Source organism: Nocardia sp. NPDC050630 (assembly GCF_044457245.1).
In the GTDB taxonomy this organism is placed as follows: domain Bacteria; phylum Actinomycetota; class Actinomycetes; order Mycobacteriales; family Mycobacteriaceae; genus Nocardia.
Genome location: NZ_JBITGN010000019.1, coordinates 93,676 through 108,629, shown reverse-complemented (window position 1 = coordinate 108,629; position 14,954 = coordinate 93,676). Strand labels below are relative to the sequence as shown.

General features: G+C 64.2%; 13 protein-coding genes. 6 read left to right on the top strand and 7 right to left on the bottom strand.

The features are described 5' to 3' along the window. Nucleotides 1–17: 17 nt before the first annotated feature. Genes ACIBG0_RS33810 through ACIBG0_RS33800 form a run of 3 tightly spaced genes read right to left on the bottom strand, consistent with a single transcriptional unit; the run spans nucleotide 18 to nucleotide 4,172 of the window. The gene (locus tag ACIBG0_RS33810) at nucleotides 18–1,121 is read right to left on the bottom strand and encodes an NAD(P)-dependent alcohol dehydrogenase (RefSeq protein ID WP_397038216.1); all 1,104 of its coding nucleotides are present in this window, start codon (nucleotides 1,119–1,121) and stop codon (nucleotides 18–20) included. Nucleotides 1,122–1,131: 10 nt separating this feature from the next. Beyond that, the gene (locus tag ACIBG0_RS33805; RefSeq protein WP_397038214.1) at nucleotides 1,132–2,691 is read right to left on the bottom strand and encodes a class I adenylate-forming enzyme family protein; all 1,560 of its coding nucleotides are present in this window, start codon (nucleotides 2,689–2,691) and stop codon (nucleotides 1,132–1,134) included. A 20-nt stretch (nucleotides 2,692–2,711) separates the two neighbouring features. After that, nucleotides 2,712–4,172 carry an aldehyde dehydrogenase family protein gene (locus ACIBG0_RS33800; protein WP_397038212.1) on the bottom strand — a complete coding sequence of 487 codons (1,461 nt, stop codon included), beginning with the start codon at nucleotides 4,170–4,172 and terminating at the stop codon, nucleotides 2,712–2,714. A 183-nt stretch (nucleotides 4,173–4,355) separates the two neighbouring features. Here ACIBG0_RS33800 and ACIBG0_RS33795 point away from each other — a divergent pair, with 183 nt between their 5' ends. From ACIBG0_RS33795 to ACIBG0_RS33780, 4 genes are all read left to right on the top strand, one after another. Next, nucleotides 4,356–5,981 (top strand): sigma-54-dependent Fis family transcriptional regulator, encoded by a 1,626-nt coding sequence (locus tag ACIBG0_RS33795; RefSeq protein ID WP_397038210.1) that lies wholly within the window; start codon nucleotides 4,356–4,358, stop codon nucleotides 5,979–5,981. A gap of 494 nt (nucleotides 5,982–6,475) precedes the next feature. After that, nucleotides 6,476–6,850 carry a cupin domain-containing protein gene (locus tag ACIBG0_RS33790; protein WP_397038208.1) on the top strand — a complete coding sequence of 125 codons (375 nt, stop codon included), beginning with the start codon at nucleotides 6,476–6,478 and terminating at the stop codon, nucleotides 6,848–6,850. Between the two features lie 47 nt (nucleotides 6,851–6,897). Beyond that, complete coding sequence (locus tag ACIBG0_RS33785) at nucleotides 6,898–8,010, top strand: alcohol dehydrogenase catalytic domain-containing protein (RefSeq protein WP_397038206.1); 1,113 nt, start codon at nucleotides 6,898–6,900, stop codon at nucleotides 8,008–8,010. A gap of 80 nt (nucleotides 8,011–8,090) precedes the next feature. Then, entirely contained in the window at nucleotides 8,091–8,771 is a 681-nt protein-coding gene (locus ACIBG0_RS33780) for a GntR family transcriptional regulator (RefSeq protein ID WP_397038204.1), read from the top strand. Nucleotides 8,772–8,798: 27 nt separating this feature from the next. Here the strand turns inward: ACIBG0_RS33780 and ACIBG0_RS33775 are convergent, their stop codons facing one another. The 4 genes from ACIBG0_RS33775 to ACIBG0_RS33760 are packed head-to-tail and all read right to left on the bottom strand — an operon-like array spanning nucleotide 8,799 to nucleotide 13,179. Further along, complete coding sequence (locus ACIBG0_RS33775) at nucleotides 8,799–9,329, bottom strand: DoxX family protein (protein WP_397038202.1); 531 nt, start codon at nucleotides 9,327–9,329, stop codon at nucleotides 8,799–8,801. Between the two features lie 30 nt (nucleotides 9,330–9,359). Continuing rightward, nucleotides 9,360–10,793, bottom strand: coding sequence for an aldehyde dehydrogenase family protein (locus ACIBG0_RS33770; protein ID WP_397038200.1), 1,434 nt, complete (start codon nucleotides 10,791–10,793; stop codon nucleotides 9,360–9,362). Continuing rightward, nucleotides 10,790–11,989, bottom strand: a complete 1,200-nt coding sequence (locus tag ACIBG0_RS33765) for a CaiB/BaiF CoA transferase family protein (protein ID WP_397038198.1) — start codon at nucleotides 11,987–11,989, stop codon at nucleotides 10,790–10,792. Before ACIBG0_RS33765 ends, ACIBG0_RS33770 begins: the two co-directional genes overlap by 4 nt. Continuing rightward, nucleotides 11,989–13,179: an acyl-CoA dehydrogenase family protein gene (locus tag ACIBG0_RS33760; RefSeq protein WP_397038196.1), complete on the bottom strand. Its 1,191-nt coding sequence runs from the start codon at nucleotides 13,177–13,179 to the stop codon at nucleotides 11,989–11,991. Before ACIBG0_RS33760 ends, ACIBG0_RS33765 begins: the two co-directional genes overlap by 1 nt. A gap of 285 nt (nucleotides 13,180–13,464) precedes the next feature. Between ACIBG0_RS33760 and ACIBG0_RS33755 the strand changes: the two genes are divergently transcribed. Both ACIBG0_RS33755 and ACIBG0_RS33750 read left to right on the top strand, forming a co-directional pair. Next, on the top strand, nucleotides 13,465–14,322 hold the full coding sequence (locus ACIBG0_RS33755) for a fumarylacetoacetate hydrolase family protein (RefSeq protein WP_397038194.1): 858 nt from the start codon (nucleotides 13,465–13,467) through the stop codon (nucleotides 14,320–14,322). Further along, nucleotides 14,319–14,918 (top strand): amino acid synthesis family protein, encoded by a 600-nt coding sequence (locus ACIBG0_RS33750; protein WP_397038193.1) that lies wholly within the window; start codon nucleotides 14,319–14,321, stop codon nucleotides 14,916–14,918. Before ACIBG0_RS33755 ends, ACIBG0_RS33750 begins: the two co-directional genes overlap by 4 nt. Nucleotides 14,919–14,954 lie beyond the last annotated feature (36 nt).

The following is a 14,954-nucleotide window of genomic DNA, read 5'->3' as shown; positions in this document are numbered from 1 at the left end:
GGCGCCGCTACTCGGCCTCAGTTGCCGAAAGTGAGCACGGCCTTGATGACGTGGCCATGGTGTGCCGCCTCGATGGCCTTGTTGATATCGGTGAATTCGAAGGTCTCGATCAGCTTGTCGAAGGGGAACCGACCAGCCTTGTAGAGGCTGAGCATTCGCGGGATGAACTCCGACGGAGTGGCGTCACCCTCGATCACTCCGATCAAGGATTTGCCGAACAGCAACTGTCCGTGATCGATGGTGATCTCGTTCGGAATTCCTTGGAAACCAACGGTGGCGCACACTCCCGGCGTCTGCAGACACTCGAGAGCGCTGCGTACCACAGCAGGGAATCCGATGCAGTCCACCGAGTACCGCACGCCCAGCCCACCGGTAATGCTCCGAATCGCCTCGGCCGCATCCACTTCGGACGAGTTCACGGTGTGAGTGGCACCGAGTTCGGCGGCCTTCGCGAGCCGCGACTCCTGAATGTCGACCGCGATGATGGTGGCGCACTCGGCAACCTTCGCCGCCAGCAGCGCGGCCAAACCCACCGATCCGGCACCGAAGATCGCAATCGACGATCCGGGCGCCGGATCGAGGGTGTTGAGCACCGCACCGGCGCCGGTTTGGATACCGCAGCCCAGCGGCCCCAGCAATTCCAGCGGCACATCGTCGTCGACCTTGATGGCGTTCTGTTCGGTGACCACCGAGCGCTGCGCCCAGGACGACTGGCCGAACCAGGCGCCGAGGACGGGGGAACCGTCCCTGCTGAAGGGCGAGGTGCCGTCCAAGCGGCTGCCGACCAGGTTGAGCGCCAAGAAGTCGCGGCAATGCTGCGGAACTCCCCCGACGCAGTTGTCGCATCGACCGCACGAATTGTACGAGAGTACGACGCGGTCGCCCGGGACCAGCGCGGTGACTTCGGAGCCGACCTGCTCGACGATGCCGGATCCCTCGTGCCCCAACACGATCGGCGTCTGGCCCTCGCCCGGTGCGGCGATCACGCCCAGATCGGTGTGGCAGATGCCCGAGCCGACCATCTTGACCAGCACCTCTCGTGGTGCCAGCGGAGCGATGTCGACTTCCTCGATGACGAGCTGCGAATTCGCCGATTCGAGAACGGCTGCAGTTGATTTCACGATGTATTCCTCAGTTCTTCTCTGCGAGCTCGCCGAGTTTGCGGCGCATGATCTTTCCCGACGCGGTGGTCGGCAACTGGTCCACGAATACGACCGCACGGGGTCTCTTGTAGGCGGCGAGACCGTCTCGACAGTGGTCCAGGATGTCCGATTCACTCGGACGCGCACCGGAATTCGGCACAACATAAGCGACGGCGATCTCGCCGCGCACATCGTCTGGGCGTCGACCGACCGCCACCATCGCGACGTCCGGGTGGCTCGCGATCACTCGTTCGATCTCGGCCGGATACACGTTGTATCCGGCCGTGACGATCATGTCCTTGATCCGATCAACCACGAAATAGTGGCCGGTATCGTCGACATAGGCGACATCTCCGGTCCGCATCCAGCCGTCGGCGCGAACGACTTCCGCTGTCGCGGCGTCATTTCCGAAGTAGCCCAGCATGACGAGCGGACCACGCACCAGCAGTTCCCCCGCCTCGCCCACGGCGGTTTCGCGGTCGCTGCCATCCAACGCGACGATGCGGATATCGACGCCGGGCAGCGCGACGCCGATCGATCCGGGAACGGCGGGGGCATACGGGGTGTGGGTGGTACCGAGGCCGGCGAGTTCGGTCATGCCCCACAGCTCGATCATCGGCACCCCGGATCGCCGCTGCCATTTCCGCAGGGTGTCGACGGAGAATGTCTGCCCGCCGACGGTCGTCATGCGCAGGCTGGTCAGATCCGCACCGGCGAGCGCGTCGTCGGCGAGAATCATCGAGTACATGGCGGGTACGCCCTCGAACATCGTGGCCCGCTCGGCGGCAATCAGTTTCAACGCCGCGGCGGCATCGAAACGCTCCATGAGCACAACCGTGCCACCGGCCAGAAATGTGGAATTGATCGCCACGTTTCCGTACACATGAGCGGCAGGCAGGGCTGTGACCACGATGTCGTCTCGGGTGCGACCGTGCATCGTCGCCGTCAACGCGCAATTGAGCAAGATCGCGCGATGCGACTGCATGGCTCCTTTCGGATGCCCTGTGGTTCCGGATGTGTAGGCAATCGCACACAAATCCGCCGGACGGCGTGGGACGGTCGCTTGCTCCTCCTGTAGTTCTTCCAGTAAGAGCTTGTGGAACGGCGTAGCGGAGTTCTCCCGCAGGTTTTCACCGAATTCGGAGAACAGCTTCACCGACGGGACATCGGCCAATACCGCCGCGACAGTGGCCGTTTGCGCGGACCCTGCGAATACCGCAGCAGATTCGCAATCATTGAGCACGTACGCCAGCTCGGGTTCGGTGAGCATCACATTGACCGGGTTGACCGCCGCTCCCGCGCGCAACGCCCCGTGATAGCCGACAATCCACTCCCAGCTGTTCTGGCCATAGAGAGAAACGATGTCGCCGAGGCCGATTCCCCGCCGCTGCAACGCAGCCGCGATACGGCGCGACATCAAATCCAGCTCCGTGTAGGTGAACTGCCTGTCACCGACAATCAGCGCGATCTTGTTCGGATACCGCTGCGCGGCGAATGGCAGGATCTCCCCCGGACCGACCTCGGGGGCGAAGGACAACGCTTCAGACATCGGGCAACCGCCTTGCCGGGTCAGGAGACCGCTCCGGTCACCTTGTTCAAGGTGACCGTCTGGTGGTTGGTGTACTCGGCCAGGCCGTGCAACGAGTTCTCCGCACCGATACCGGACTGCTTGTGCCCACCGAACACCTGATGCGGCGAATACTGGTGTACCTCGTTCAGCCACACCGTCCCCGCCTCCAACTGCTTACCGATCCGCTCGACAGCCTGGAGATCAGCGCCCCAGACAGTGGCACCCAGACCCCAGAGCGTGTCGTTCGCTCGTGCGATCACGTCGGCCTCATCGGTCCACCGCAACAGCGGAAGGATCGGCCCGAACGGCTCTTCCGCGACCAGCCGGGAATTCTCCGGCGGATTGTCGACGACAGTCACCGGCACGAACCAGCCCTCCGCGGCCTGATCGATGGAACCACCGACAGCGAACGTGTAGCCGTTCGCGGTGCAGTCGTCGAAGTACTCGACCACCTTGCGATACTGCGGCTCGTTCTGGATCGGACCCAGCTGGGTCTCCGGGTCGGCGCCGTTACCCACGACGATGGTCCGGGCGTACTCCACCAGCTCGTCGCGCACGGCATCGTAGACACTGTCGTGGACGTAGACCCGCTTGGCGGCATTGCAGAACTGCGCATTGTTCTGGAAAGCCGCCCAGAACAACTGCGGTGCGACCTTTTTCGGGTCGACATCACCGAGCACGATGGCCGGGTCGTTACCGCCCAACTCCAGGGTGATCCGCTTGAGCGTGCTGGCCGCCGAGCGCATGACGTGCTTGCCGGTATCGGTGCTGCCGGTGAAGGCGATCTTCGCGATGCCCTCGTGCGCTGTCATCCATTTGCCGAGTTCGTCATCGCCACTGACCGCACTGAGCACACCCGGCGGCAACAAGTCCTGCACGAGTTCCACCAGCTTCAGATCGCACAGCGGCGTGAACGGCGACGGCTTGACGATGATCGTATCGCCGGCCACCAGCGCGGGCGCGATCTTCCAAACCGCCAGGAGAATCGGGAAGTTCCACGGCACGATGGCCCCCACCACGCCCAGCGGGGTGTGACGGCTGATCACACGCCGTTCCGCGGAATCCTCGAGCACCTCCTCGGGCAGCGACTGCTTGGCGATCTCCCGGAACCAGGCAACCGAGCCGAGTACCTCCCACTCGGCCATGGCGCGAGGTTTGCCCTGTTCTGCGGTGAGCAGGGCCATGAAGTCCTCGGCATGCTCCTCGAGGCGGTCGCCGATGGCCGACACGATGGCCTGCCGCTCGGCCAATGGCGTCGCCGACCAGCTCAGGAACGCCGTACGCGCCGCCTCGACAGCCCGGTCCAGGTCATCGCGAGTAGCCACGGGCACTTGCGCGATCACCGACCGGGTCGCCGGGTTGTACACGTCCGAGACGTTGGCACCCCCGACGGACTCACCATTGATCGTCATGACGAAATCGGCATCGATGCCGATACGGACGCTGTACTCCACGGTCACGGTTCACTCCTTGATACATGCGTCACGTCCTCCGACGTAACTGCATCAATGCTGATCTGTGCGAGCCAGGTCACAGTGTTCCGATTCCGAACGATTCCACCCCGGCCTCCGAGTCGCGGTGTGCCGCCGATCACAATGACTAGACTGAGCGCGCTACATCGACAGCCAGGAATGACACCACCAATGAGTACCGATTTTGGCGCGCGCAGTCAGCGACCCGAGATCGCCGACGCGTGGAAGCGCGCCGCCCTCTTCGGGCTGGACCCCGGAATGCCGGTTCGCGAAACGGTCTTCCTCCCAGACTTCGACCGGCGCAGTCGACTGTCCATAGCCGCACAGCCGATTCTCGACCGCATGCTGGACGAGCTCGCCGACACCACATTCTCGGTGCTGCTCACCGACCGCACCGCGCGCATCATCGACCGCCGGGTAGCCCAGCGCCGATTGAACACCGCCCTCGATGGCGTCCTGGCCTCGCCCGGATTCAGATATCTCGAGGAATCGAGCGGGACGAACGCATTGGCGACCGCATACGAGTTGCGGAAGCCCATCGCAGTCACCGGTGACGAGCACTTCCTGGAGTCACTCAAACAGTTCTGTTGCTACGGCGCACCGATCATCCATCCGATCACACGCCGCGTCGAGGGCGTTCTCGACATCACCGGCTCGGTCGACCAGTCGACGACTCTGCTGGGCCCGTTCCTGATGCGGGCGGTCCACGACATCGAACAACGACTGCTGGCAGGGGCCCGGATGTCCGAGCAACGACTCCTCGCGGCGTTCCAAACCCACACACGCAACAAGAACCACGCCGTCCTCGTCTACGGCGAGAACGTCATGCTCAGCAATCCCGCGGCAGTCGATCTCATTCACGCGACCGATCATGCGGCACTGCGTGACGTCGCGTCCGACGTGGTTCCGAATCGTCCCGTCCAGCGGCAGCTCACTCTGTCATCCGGATCCATCGTGCTGGTCACCGCCCGATCGGTATCCGACACCGCCGGAGGAGTCATATTCGATATCAATCCCCTACCCGATCTCACCCCCTTTCCCGAGGAACCACGCCACGCGAAGACCGCGGTGCCAGCGACGACCCACCGTGTGGAACTCGTAGTCGGGGAGCCGGGCACCGGCCGCACCACCGCCGCGCGCGAGATCGCGGGAGACAGCGCCGACTTCTTCGATGCCCTCGACTCCGACCTCGACGACAGCTGGACGACACGGGTACGTAGCGCACTACGCCGCACAGACAGCGTCGTCATCGACAACATCCATACACTGACCCCCGAGCTGGCAGCGCGCCTCGCTCCAGCGATTCGGACCGCCCCCGGCCTGGTCGTCATGACCACATCGCCGTTGGCCCCCACCGATCGCGAACAAGCCGCACTGGCGGCCGAGGCTCTGAACCGCCACGAACTTCGCCCACTCCGGACCTACCAACAGGACTTTGGCGCCCTGGCCCTGAACGTCCTGCACACCCTCAAATCGTGCGCTTCGAAGGGCATCACTCCTTCGGCACTGAGCGCTCTGGCCGCCCAGCCGTGGCCGGGCAACCTTCGCGAACTCACATCAGTACTCGACTACGCGAGAACCCGTCGTCCAGTCGGCGACATCACCGAAAAGGATCTGCCGTCCGCCTACCGGTCACCTGCGACGCGACGCCTGACCCTGATGGAAACCGCGGAACGCGACGCGATCGTCTCGGCGCTACGAACCGCCAATGGCAATAAGGCCGCTGCCGCCGCCCAGCTGGGCATCGGCCGCACTACGCTCTATGCGCGCCTACGCCAGTACCGGATAACCGGCTGAGCTGGTCTCACACCCGGCCGAACGGTTCGGATGGCTCGAGCCCCCGGCCAGAACACGGCACATGGACCACTCGAACGGCGTGCTGGCTGCTCCCACTCGCGCTACTGAGCGACTTTGCGCATTTCCACCGCCACGCTGGGCTGTTCATAGGCAGGCCGAACTTCGCACTCAACGCGCTCTCGGCGAGCGAGGCAACGCCCTACTCATCTGTGTGGTACGCGGGTCCTGAGGACATGTTCGGAAGAGTCGGCAATCTGAAGCTCTATGCAAAACTCAAATCTTATGCATAAACTTCCCGTGTGATGGGCACCACTCCATCAGCGGCGAGAAAGGGTACGAGCATCATGGTTCGTCGGATTGTGACCGGCCTCGACAGCAAAGGACGTTCGGTCATCGAGGGAGACGGCCCGACGGCCGCCATAGTGTACGAGCACACACCGGGGTTCGAGTGTTCCTTGGTATGGACCACCGCCTCGCCTCCTGCGGCAAGTGGCATGACCATCGGTGCGACGACTACCACCTTCCTGCCGGACCCCGGGGAGACCATTGCGCTCACGGTGACATTTCCGCCGGACAGCGTCTTTTCCGATCCCGATTTCGACCCGGCCGCGGCCGCCGCCGAGAGTGTGCGGAACACCCCTGGCCTCGCGGAATGTTTCGAGCCGACCGCTCCGGGGATGCACACCACGCCGACCATCGATTATGTCGTCGTTCTCGATGGGACCGTGGTCCTCGAACTCGATGACGGTGTGACCACCGAAGTGGGTCCGGGCGATGTGGTCGTCCAGAACGGAACCCGTCATGCCTGGCGTGTGCCAGCCGACAAGCCCGCGACGATCTTCGTCGTGCTCATGGGTCAGGCCCGCTGACCGTTCCTCTTCCTACCCTCCGCATTGCGAAAGGCCCCGCCATAACCATGACCGACACCATGCTTGCCGCACGAATGCACAATGTCGCCGAGAAAATGCGTCTGGAACAGTTGCCCGTACCGAAACCGGGGCTCGGCGAAGTCCGGGTTCGGGTGCACGCGGTCAATATCGTCCCCAACTTGAGCAACATCCTGGAGAACTGGACCACCTGGTTTCCCGGGAGCCCGCTGCCCACTCTGCCCGCCGTCTTCGGTCTGGATCCGGCCGGTGTCGTGGAAGAAGTAGGCGATGGAGTCATCGATTGGAAACCCGGAGACCGGGTTTACGTGAATCCCGGTCGGTACTGCCAGTCGTGCGAGTCGTGCCGCAACGGCGACCTCATCAATTGCTCGAGCTACGCGTTCTCCGGATACTTCGGCTTCACCCCTACCTCGGTGAAGCTGCTGGATCGCTACCCCGGGGGGTTGGCCGAGTGCATGCTGGCGCCCGCGTACTCCCTGGTGCGGTTGCCGGACAATCTCGACTTCAACGCGGCGGCTCGGTTCGGCTATCTGGGAACCATGTATTCCGCCCTGAAGAAGGTGAACGCCGGCCCGGGAAAGACCATCCTGGTCAACGGGGTCAGCGGGACGCTCGGACTGAGCGCGGCGCTCTTGGCGCCCGCAATGGGTTTGACCACGCTGTACGGCACCGCGCGTAACCGTGAACTGCTCGAGTCGGTTGCCGAACTGGTGCCCGGTCGTCTACGTGTGCATTCGCTGCTCGACGGGCCGGTCGATACCTGGATCCTGGAGCAGACTGGCGGCCGTGGTGTCGACATCTACATCGACGCGCTCGGTCCCGGGGCCGACCACGAAACCTTCCGCGAAGGTATGCGTTCCCTGCGCCGCGGTGGTGTGTGCGTCGATATCGGGGCGATCATGGGCGACCTTGCCATCGATATCCATCGCATGATGGATCAACAGCTGAGCCTGATCGGTTCTGCCTGGTCCACTCCGGGTGAGTGCCAGGAACTCGCCGATATGGTCGCGGCGGGCACACTCGACCTGTCCCCGCTGGAACATCGCGTCTATCGCCTGGCCGATGTCAACGAGGCGATCGGCGGAATCGCGAACCGCAATGGCGGGTTCAGCAATTTCATCGTCTCTCCGGTCGCATAGCGGGCTCAGGTCCGGCCGGGGCGCGGTGGCGTGAGTCGCCTAACAATGCGAAAAGATGAAATTATGCATAGAATCACCGCATGAGTACGGCGACTGCGCCTCCGCCCCTCGTCGAGCAGACCGTTGCCCGGCTGAGGCAAGACTTGTTGTCCAACGTTCATCGTCCGGGTGACAAGCTCAAGGTGGATCACCTGCGAGACGTGTACGGCTGCTCCAGCAGTCCGTTACGTGAGGCTTTGAACCGGCTGACCTATGAGGGGCTGGTAGTCGCGGACGAGCGTCGTGGATTCCGGGTGGCGCCGATGACTGTCGACGATTTCAGCGACATCACTCGTCTGCGCCTGATTCTCGACATCCAGGCGCTCGAAGAATCCATCGCCGTAGGCGAAGACGAGTGGGAAGCGCGGGCAGTGGCGGCGTTCTATCGGCTGCAGAAGGTCGAAGAGCGATTGCCGGATGGTCCCACGGTGCTGGACGGTGAATGGACGCAGTTGCACAAGGCCTTTCATATGACCTTGCTTTCCGCGACCACCTCGCCGCGGTTGCTGCAGACCTGCTCGAATCTGTTCGACCAGGCGGAAAGGTACCGGCGTTTCTCGGCGGCACACCGCACTCAGCCGCGCTCCAAGTCGGGTGAGCACGAGGCCATCCTCGAGGCGACGATCGAGCGCAACCGAGCCGAAGCGACCGCGTTGCTCGCCGGTCATATCACCCGTACCCAGCAGGACATCGCGGCGCTGATGCCCAAGCTGGGCTTGTGACGGTGCCGGACAACGTAGGGCCGGTCGCTACCTTCGCCGTACTTCCTGTCGGCGGGTCGCGATAAGCAGTGGCAGGGACGCCGCAGCCGCCAGCACGAGTACACCGGTTCCGGTCAGGATTCCCCACCGTTCGGTGTCGTTCCACGGCATTCCTGTCGCGGCGTCCAGCGACCACGCGCCCGGGCCGCTGAAGGCCACGAGGATCGAGAGCGCGGCGAGGACGAACGGGTACTCGCCACCACCTGTCGCATTCCAGAAGGTTTTCGACCTATGCGTGAGCGAGCTTCCGGCGACCAGCATGGTTCCCGCGCCGATCGCGGCGCCCGCGGGCGTGGCGAACCCGGCTGCGAGCAGTGCCGCGCTCGTCGATTCGGCGACCGCTGCCACGATCGCCATCAGCTTGCCGGGTCGCTGTCCCAGCTTCTCGAACGCTGTCGCTGCCGCGCCGAGACCACCACCGGAGAAGCAGCCCAGGAGTTTCTGCGTCGCGTGGGCGAAGAACAGGAACGCCAGCGCGAGGCGTAGCAGCAACAGCGCCAGGTTCAGTGCATCGGTCATGGTTGCGCTTCCTTGCCGTAGGCCATCTCGTCACTGCCCGAAGACGTAGCAGGTTTTGGTGAGGGTGTAGAAGTCACGAGCGTCCCTTCCCTGTTCGCGGGGTCCGAAGGAGGACCCGCCTCGGCCGCCGAACGGAACGTGATAGTCGACACCGGCGGTTGGCAGGTTGACCATGACCATTCCCGCGGTGGACGCACGCCTGAACCGAGTCGATGCGGCGAGCGAAGCGGTGTAAATGCCCGCCGTCAAACCGAAGTCGGTGTCATTGGCGACCGCGATGGCTTCCTCGAGGCCGTCGACTCGAATGACGGAGGCCACGGGTCCGAAGACTTCTTCCCGATTGATGGTGTGCGCGTTGTCGGTATCGAGCAGCAGTGCCGGTGCCATGAAGTTGCCGTTGGTCGGTCTATCGAGCAGTTCACCGCCGACGAGCGTCGCCCCTTCCGAGGTGGCGACCGAGAGGTAGTGCTGGTCCTGTGCGAGTTGGGCTTCGTCAACCACCGGGCCCATCGTGGTGTCGGCATGACGGGCATCACCGACTATCAGCCCGGCCATTGCCTCGCGCAGCCGGTCGACGAACCGGTCGTGGATCGTCTCGTCCACGATCAATCGTGAGGACGCCGTGCAGCGTTGCCCGGTCGACCCGAATGCGCCATCGAGGGCGCCCGCGACCGCAGCATCGATATCGGCATCGGCGAGGATCACCAGTGGGTTCTTGCCGCCCATTTCCAGCTGGACACGTGCACCATGGGCCTGCGCCGATGCGCGAACGTGTTCGCCGACGGCTGTGGATCCGGTGAACGAGACCGCGTTGACACGGGGATCACCGGTCAGGATGTCGCCGATCTCGCGTCCCTGTCCCATGACCAGGTTCAGCACGCCCGAAGGCACCCCGGCGCGCGACAGGATATCCACGAGGTGCCACGCCGATGCCGGCACAAGGTCCGCCGGTTTGAACACGACGGCGTTGCCATGGGCCAGCGCCGGGGCGATCTTCCAGGCGGGGATGGCGATCGGAAAGTTCCATGGCGTGATGACGGTGACCACACCCACCGGTTCCCGGCCGACGAGTATCTCCACGCCGGGACGGACAGAGGGGAGGAACTCGCCTGGGTTGCGGACCGCTTCGCCCGCGTGGAACTTGAAGATCTGGCTGGCACGGCGCACTTCGGCCAGGGCTTCGGAGAGCGTCTTTCCTTCTTCCCGGGCGAGCGTGTCGGCCAGTTCTTCTGCGCGCGCGGCGATTTCATCGCCCGCCCGGTCCAGCACCGCACCGCGGCGGGCACCGGGTAGCGCCGCCCAACCAGGTTGTGCGGCGGCTGCGGCCGCCACTGCCTGTTCGGCTTGGTCGGCACTGGCACGGGTGAATTCACCGACGACGTCGTCGTGATCGGAGGGATTGACATCAAGTGAGTGGGTCGGGCCCATCAGCCAGTGGCTGTCGATGAAGTTGGCATAGGTCATTGCTTCGCGTCCTCCGGGTTCCGAGTCAAGTGATCCACGGAGGCTCCCGAGGTCAGCCATTGCCGGATCGTGCTGCTGTCGGCTCCGAGATCGGGGGGTGGGGTCGGGCGGCGGACCTCGCTGCGCGAGTACCGGATGGGGTGAGCTACCTGAGGTGGATGCGGTGCGGGCAGGTCCACGAGCGGCGTCAGCCCGAGGGCGGCGGCGCGCGCGAAGCCTGATTCCACGGTGCCGACCTGCCCGGCAGGCACACCGATCCGGAGCAATCGCTCCTCCCATACGGCTGCGTCCTCGGCCGACAATTGTTTTTCGAGCAGCGCGACGAGGGCTGTCCGGTTGGCGATCCGATCGGAGTTGGTCGCGAATCGTGGGTCCGAACCGGATTCACCGATATCCAGTAGTTCGGTCAGCTTCCGGAACTGCGCGTCGTTGCCACACGCGACCGCCAGCAGTCCGCTCTTGCAGCGCAAGGTCTCGTAAGGCGCGATCGACGGGTGCTCGTTGCCCATTCGCGACGGGGAATTCCCGGTGCCCAGGAAGCTGCTCGCCTGGTTGGCAAGCGATCCCAGAAGACTGGACAGGAGGTTGACCTCCACGTGCTGACCGTGGCCGGTGCGGTCGCGTTCCCGCAGCGCCGCGAGGATTCCGATCGCCGCGTCCTTCGCCGCGAGTACATCGACCAACGCGACGCCGACCTTGCTGGGTGCACCGTCGATCTCACCGGTGATGCTCATCAATCCGCCTACGGCCTGGACGACGAAGTCGTAGCCCGGCAGGTCCTTGCCGCCAGCACTGCCGAAGCCCGTCACCGAGGCGTAGACGACTCCGGGGTTCTTCCGGGAGACGGTGGAATAGTCGAGTCCGAATCCGGCCATGACGCCGGTTCGGAAATTCTCGACGAGAACATCGGACCGGCGTGCGAGTTCGTCGGCGAGTGCGCGATCGTCGGCGTCACCGAGATCGAGTGCGATGCTGAGTTTCGACCGGTTCGCGGCGGTGAAGTACGTGCTGGTCTCACCGGCCCAGGGCGGCCCCCACTGACGGGTCTCGTCTCCGTGGCCGGTGCGTTCGACCTTCACCACGGTGGCGCCGAGGTCGGCCAGCCACATTGTGGTCAGCGGTCCCGCCAGGACCCGGCTGAAGTCGGCAACCAGGACTCCGGACAGCGGCCCACCGATCATGCGGTCGTTGTCCATCACACGCCCGCCCGGAAAGCGGACTGACCGGTGAGGGCCCGACCGAGCACGAGCTGGTGCACCTCCGAGGTGCCTTCGTAGGTGAGGACGGACTCCAGATTGTTGGCGTGGCGCAGGACCGGATAGTCGAGGGTGATGCCGGCGGCGCCCAGGACCGTGCGGCACTCGCGAGCGATCGCGAGTGCTTCGCGCACGTTGTTGAGTTTGCCCAGACTGATCTGGTGGGGCTCCAGGGCACCTTGATCCTTCAGCCGCCCGGTGTGGAGTGCCAGCAGCATTCCTTTGCCGAGTTCCAGACTCATATCCGCGAGTTTTGCCTGCGTCAGTTGGAAAGCGGCCAGCGGCTTGTCGAAGATCTCGCGCTCCTGCGCGTACGCGATCGTAGCCTCCAAGCAGTCGCGCGCAGCCCCGAGAGCGCCGAAGACTATCCCGAAGCGAGCCTCGTTCAGGCACGACAGCGGACCCGATAGCCCACGAACCACCGGCAGAATCGCCGACTGCGGAAGTCGGACTCCGTCGAGAACCAATTCGCTGGTTACCGACGCCCGCAACGACAACTTCCGGCGGATGGGTGGTGCCGAGAATCCCGGCGTATCGGTTGGGACGACGAATCCGCAGATGCCTTCGTCGGTCTGCGCCCAGACCACCGCGACATCGGCCACGGAGCCGTTGGTGATCCACATCTTGGTGCCGTTGAGGATCCAATCATCCCCATCGCGCACGGCCCGGGTGCGCATGCCCGCCGGATTGGAACCGGCGTCGGGCTCGGTCAGACCGAAACATCCGATTGCCTCACCCGTCGCCATTCGAGGTAGCCACTGCTGTTTCTGTTCCTCCGAGCCGTGTTTCCAGATGGCGAACATGGCCAGCGATCCTTGGACGCTGACCAAGGATCGGAGCCCGGAGTCGACGGCTTCGAGTTCCATGCATGCGAGGCCGTATGCCGTTGCCGAGGTCCCGGCGCAACCGTATCCGTCGAGATGCATTCCGAGCACGCCCAGCTCGCCGAGTTCCCGTGCCAGCTCGCGCGCGGGGATTTCGCCCGCCTCGTACCAATCCTCGATCCGCGGTCGGATGCGGTCGGTGACGAACTTGCGCACCGTATCGCGAATAGCGGCGTCCTGCGGGTCGATCAGGGTATCGACCGCGAAGAGGGTCAGAGGCGCGGTGCCGCGAGTCTTTGCCATCATGTCTCCATTTTCGTGCACAAAATCTATGTTCATCCAGCAACAAGATATTAAGCACAGAATCACACACTGGTGCGCACTGGCAAGGTCGCAGTCCTCGATCCCGTCCAGCCCAGTGATCGATGGTGAGCATCGGGGGCAAGCGGGTCGCCGTCGTAGGAACAGGCGCCTCCGGCGTTCAGGCCGTCCCAATGGTGGCTAAAAAATGCAGTAAGTCTTGTTTTGTGCATGAAAACTGGCTAGGTTGAGTCCCACCCGCCCCGACCTTCCTGACGATGAGGTGTACTGATGAAGCTCATGTCCTTCCGCCACGCAGGCCGCGAGTCCTTCGGCGCTGTGGTCGGCGACGATGTCGTCGATCTGTCCGAGGCGAGCGGCTCGTCCACGTTGGCGGCCTTCATCGCCAGCGCGGGTTTCGCTGAGCGCGAGGCACTGCTCGAGAAAGGGCACCCACTGCCGCTCGACCAGGTCACTTTTCTGCCCGTGATTCCACGACCGGAGAAGATCGTGTGCTCGGTCCGCAACTACATGGATCACCACCACGAGGCGATCGCCGCCGGACTGAAACGGGAATTGTCCGATTATCCGCCGGTCTTCCTGCGCGTATGGCGTTCCCAAGTGGCCCACCAGGCCGCGATCATCCGCCCCCGCGCCTCGGAGACCCTGGACTGGGAGGGTGAGCTGGCGGTCATCATCGGCCGCGGTGGCCGCGACATCCCGGTGGATGCCGCGTGGGAGCATGTAGCTGGATACAGCTGCTACAACGACGCGTCGGTGCGGGAGTTTCAGTTCCACGCCAAGCAGATCGCGGCCGGCAAGAACTTCGAATCCACGGGCGGCTTCGGTCCCTGGATGGTGACGACAGACGAGATCGAAGCCGGACGGAAGCTCGAGGTCGAGACCCGGTTGAACGGTGAGGTCATGCAATCCGGTGACACCGGACAGATGATCTTCTCGATTCCGCAGCTCATCAACTACGCGTCGACGATCTTCACGCTCACGCCGGGCGACGTCATCGCCACCGGCACCCCCTCCGGCGTCGGCTTCAGCCGCAAACCACCGCGTTATATGAAGCCCGGCGATGTGGTCGAGGTCGAGATCGAAGGAATCGGGACGCTGCGCAATCTCGTCGAGGCACAGTCATGAGTAGCCGGGTAGACGGTGACCTCGTCCGAGTTCGTAAGCGGACGCTGACAATGGATACGATCTTCCACGAGTTCGGCCCGCCGCCGGAGCGTCCGATCAGGCTGGCGGCGGCCGCCGCTGTCGTGGCGAACCCCTTCGCCGGCCGATACGTGGAAGATCTCACCGGGTTCATGGCAGCGCTGCGCCCACTCGGAGTCTCGCTCGCGGAAGACCTTGTTGAAACACTGGGTGGCAGGGACGAGATCGAGGCCTACGGTAAGGCGAGCATCGTGGGCGTAAACGGCGAGCTCGAGCACGGCGCGGTCTGGCACGAGGCCGGTGGCTGGGCGATGCGCGAGACCCTCGGTGGTCCCAAAGCCATCGTCCCGTCCACCAAAGTGGTCGCCGCTACCGGATACCGTCTCATGGTCCCCCTGCACCACGTCCAGGCGGCCTACGTGCGAAGCCACTTCAACGTGATGGAGATCGGCGTGCAAGACGCACCGCGCCCGGACGAGATCGTCTTCGCGCTCGTCATGGCCGATGGTGGCCGCATCCACTCGCGACTGGGAGGGCTGGCACAGCACGACATCGCGGTCCACGACGGCCAACGCTGACCCCACCGAGCATTCGTCCTTCGAGGAGCTTCCGCA

Excerpts from the sequence above, each read along its gene's own strand:
- ACIBG0_RS33805 (WP_397038214.1), bottom strand. The coding sequence starts at position 2,691 with ATGTCTGAAGCGTTGTCCTTCGCCCCCGAGGTCGGTCCGGGGGAGATC.
- ACIBG0_RS33795 (WP_397038210.1), top strand. The coding sequence starts at position 4,356 with ATGAGTACCGATTTTGGCGCGCGCAGTCAGCGACCCGAGATCGCCGAC.
- ACIBG0_RS33790 (WP_397038208.1), top strand. The coding sequence starts at position 6,476 with ATGACCATCGGTGCGACGACTACCACCTTCCTGCCGGACCCCGGGGAG.
- ACIBG0_RS33785 (WP_397038206.1), top strand. The coding sequence starts at position 6,898 with ATGACCGACACCATGCTTGCCGCACGAATGCACAATGTCGCCGAGAAA.
- ACIBG0_RS33780 (WP_397038204.1), top strand. The coding sequence starts at position 8,091 with ATGAGTACGGCGACTGCGCCTCCGCCCCTCGTCGAGCAGACCGTTGCC.
- ACIBG0_RS33775 (WP_397038202.1), bottom strand. The coding sequence starts at position 9,329 with ATGACCGATGCACTGAACCTGGCGCTGTTGCTGCTACGCCTCGCGCTG.
- ACIBG0_RS33770 (WP_397038200.1), bottom strand. The coding sequence starts at position 10,793 with ATGACCTATGCCAACTTCATCGACAGCCACTGGCTGATGGGCCCGACC.
- ACIBG0_RS33765 (WP_397038198.1), bottom strand. The coding sequence starts at position 11,989 with ATGGACAACGACCGCATGATCGGTGGGCCGCTGTCCGGAGTCCTGGTT.
- ACIBG0_RS33760 (WP_397038196.1), bottom strand. The coding sequence starts at position 13,179 with ATGATGGCAAAGACTCGCGGCACCGCGCCTCTGACCCTCTTCGCGGTC.
- ACIBG0_RS33755 (WP_397038194.1), top strand. The coding sequence starts at position 13,465 with ATGAAGCTCATGTCCTTCCGCCACGCAGGCCGCGAGTCCTTCGGCGCT.
- ACIBG0_RS33750 (WP_397038193.1), top strand. The coding sequence starts at position 14,319 with ATGAGTAGCCGGGTAGACGGTGACCTCGTCCGAGTTCGTAAGCGGACG.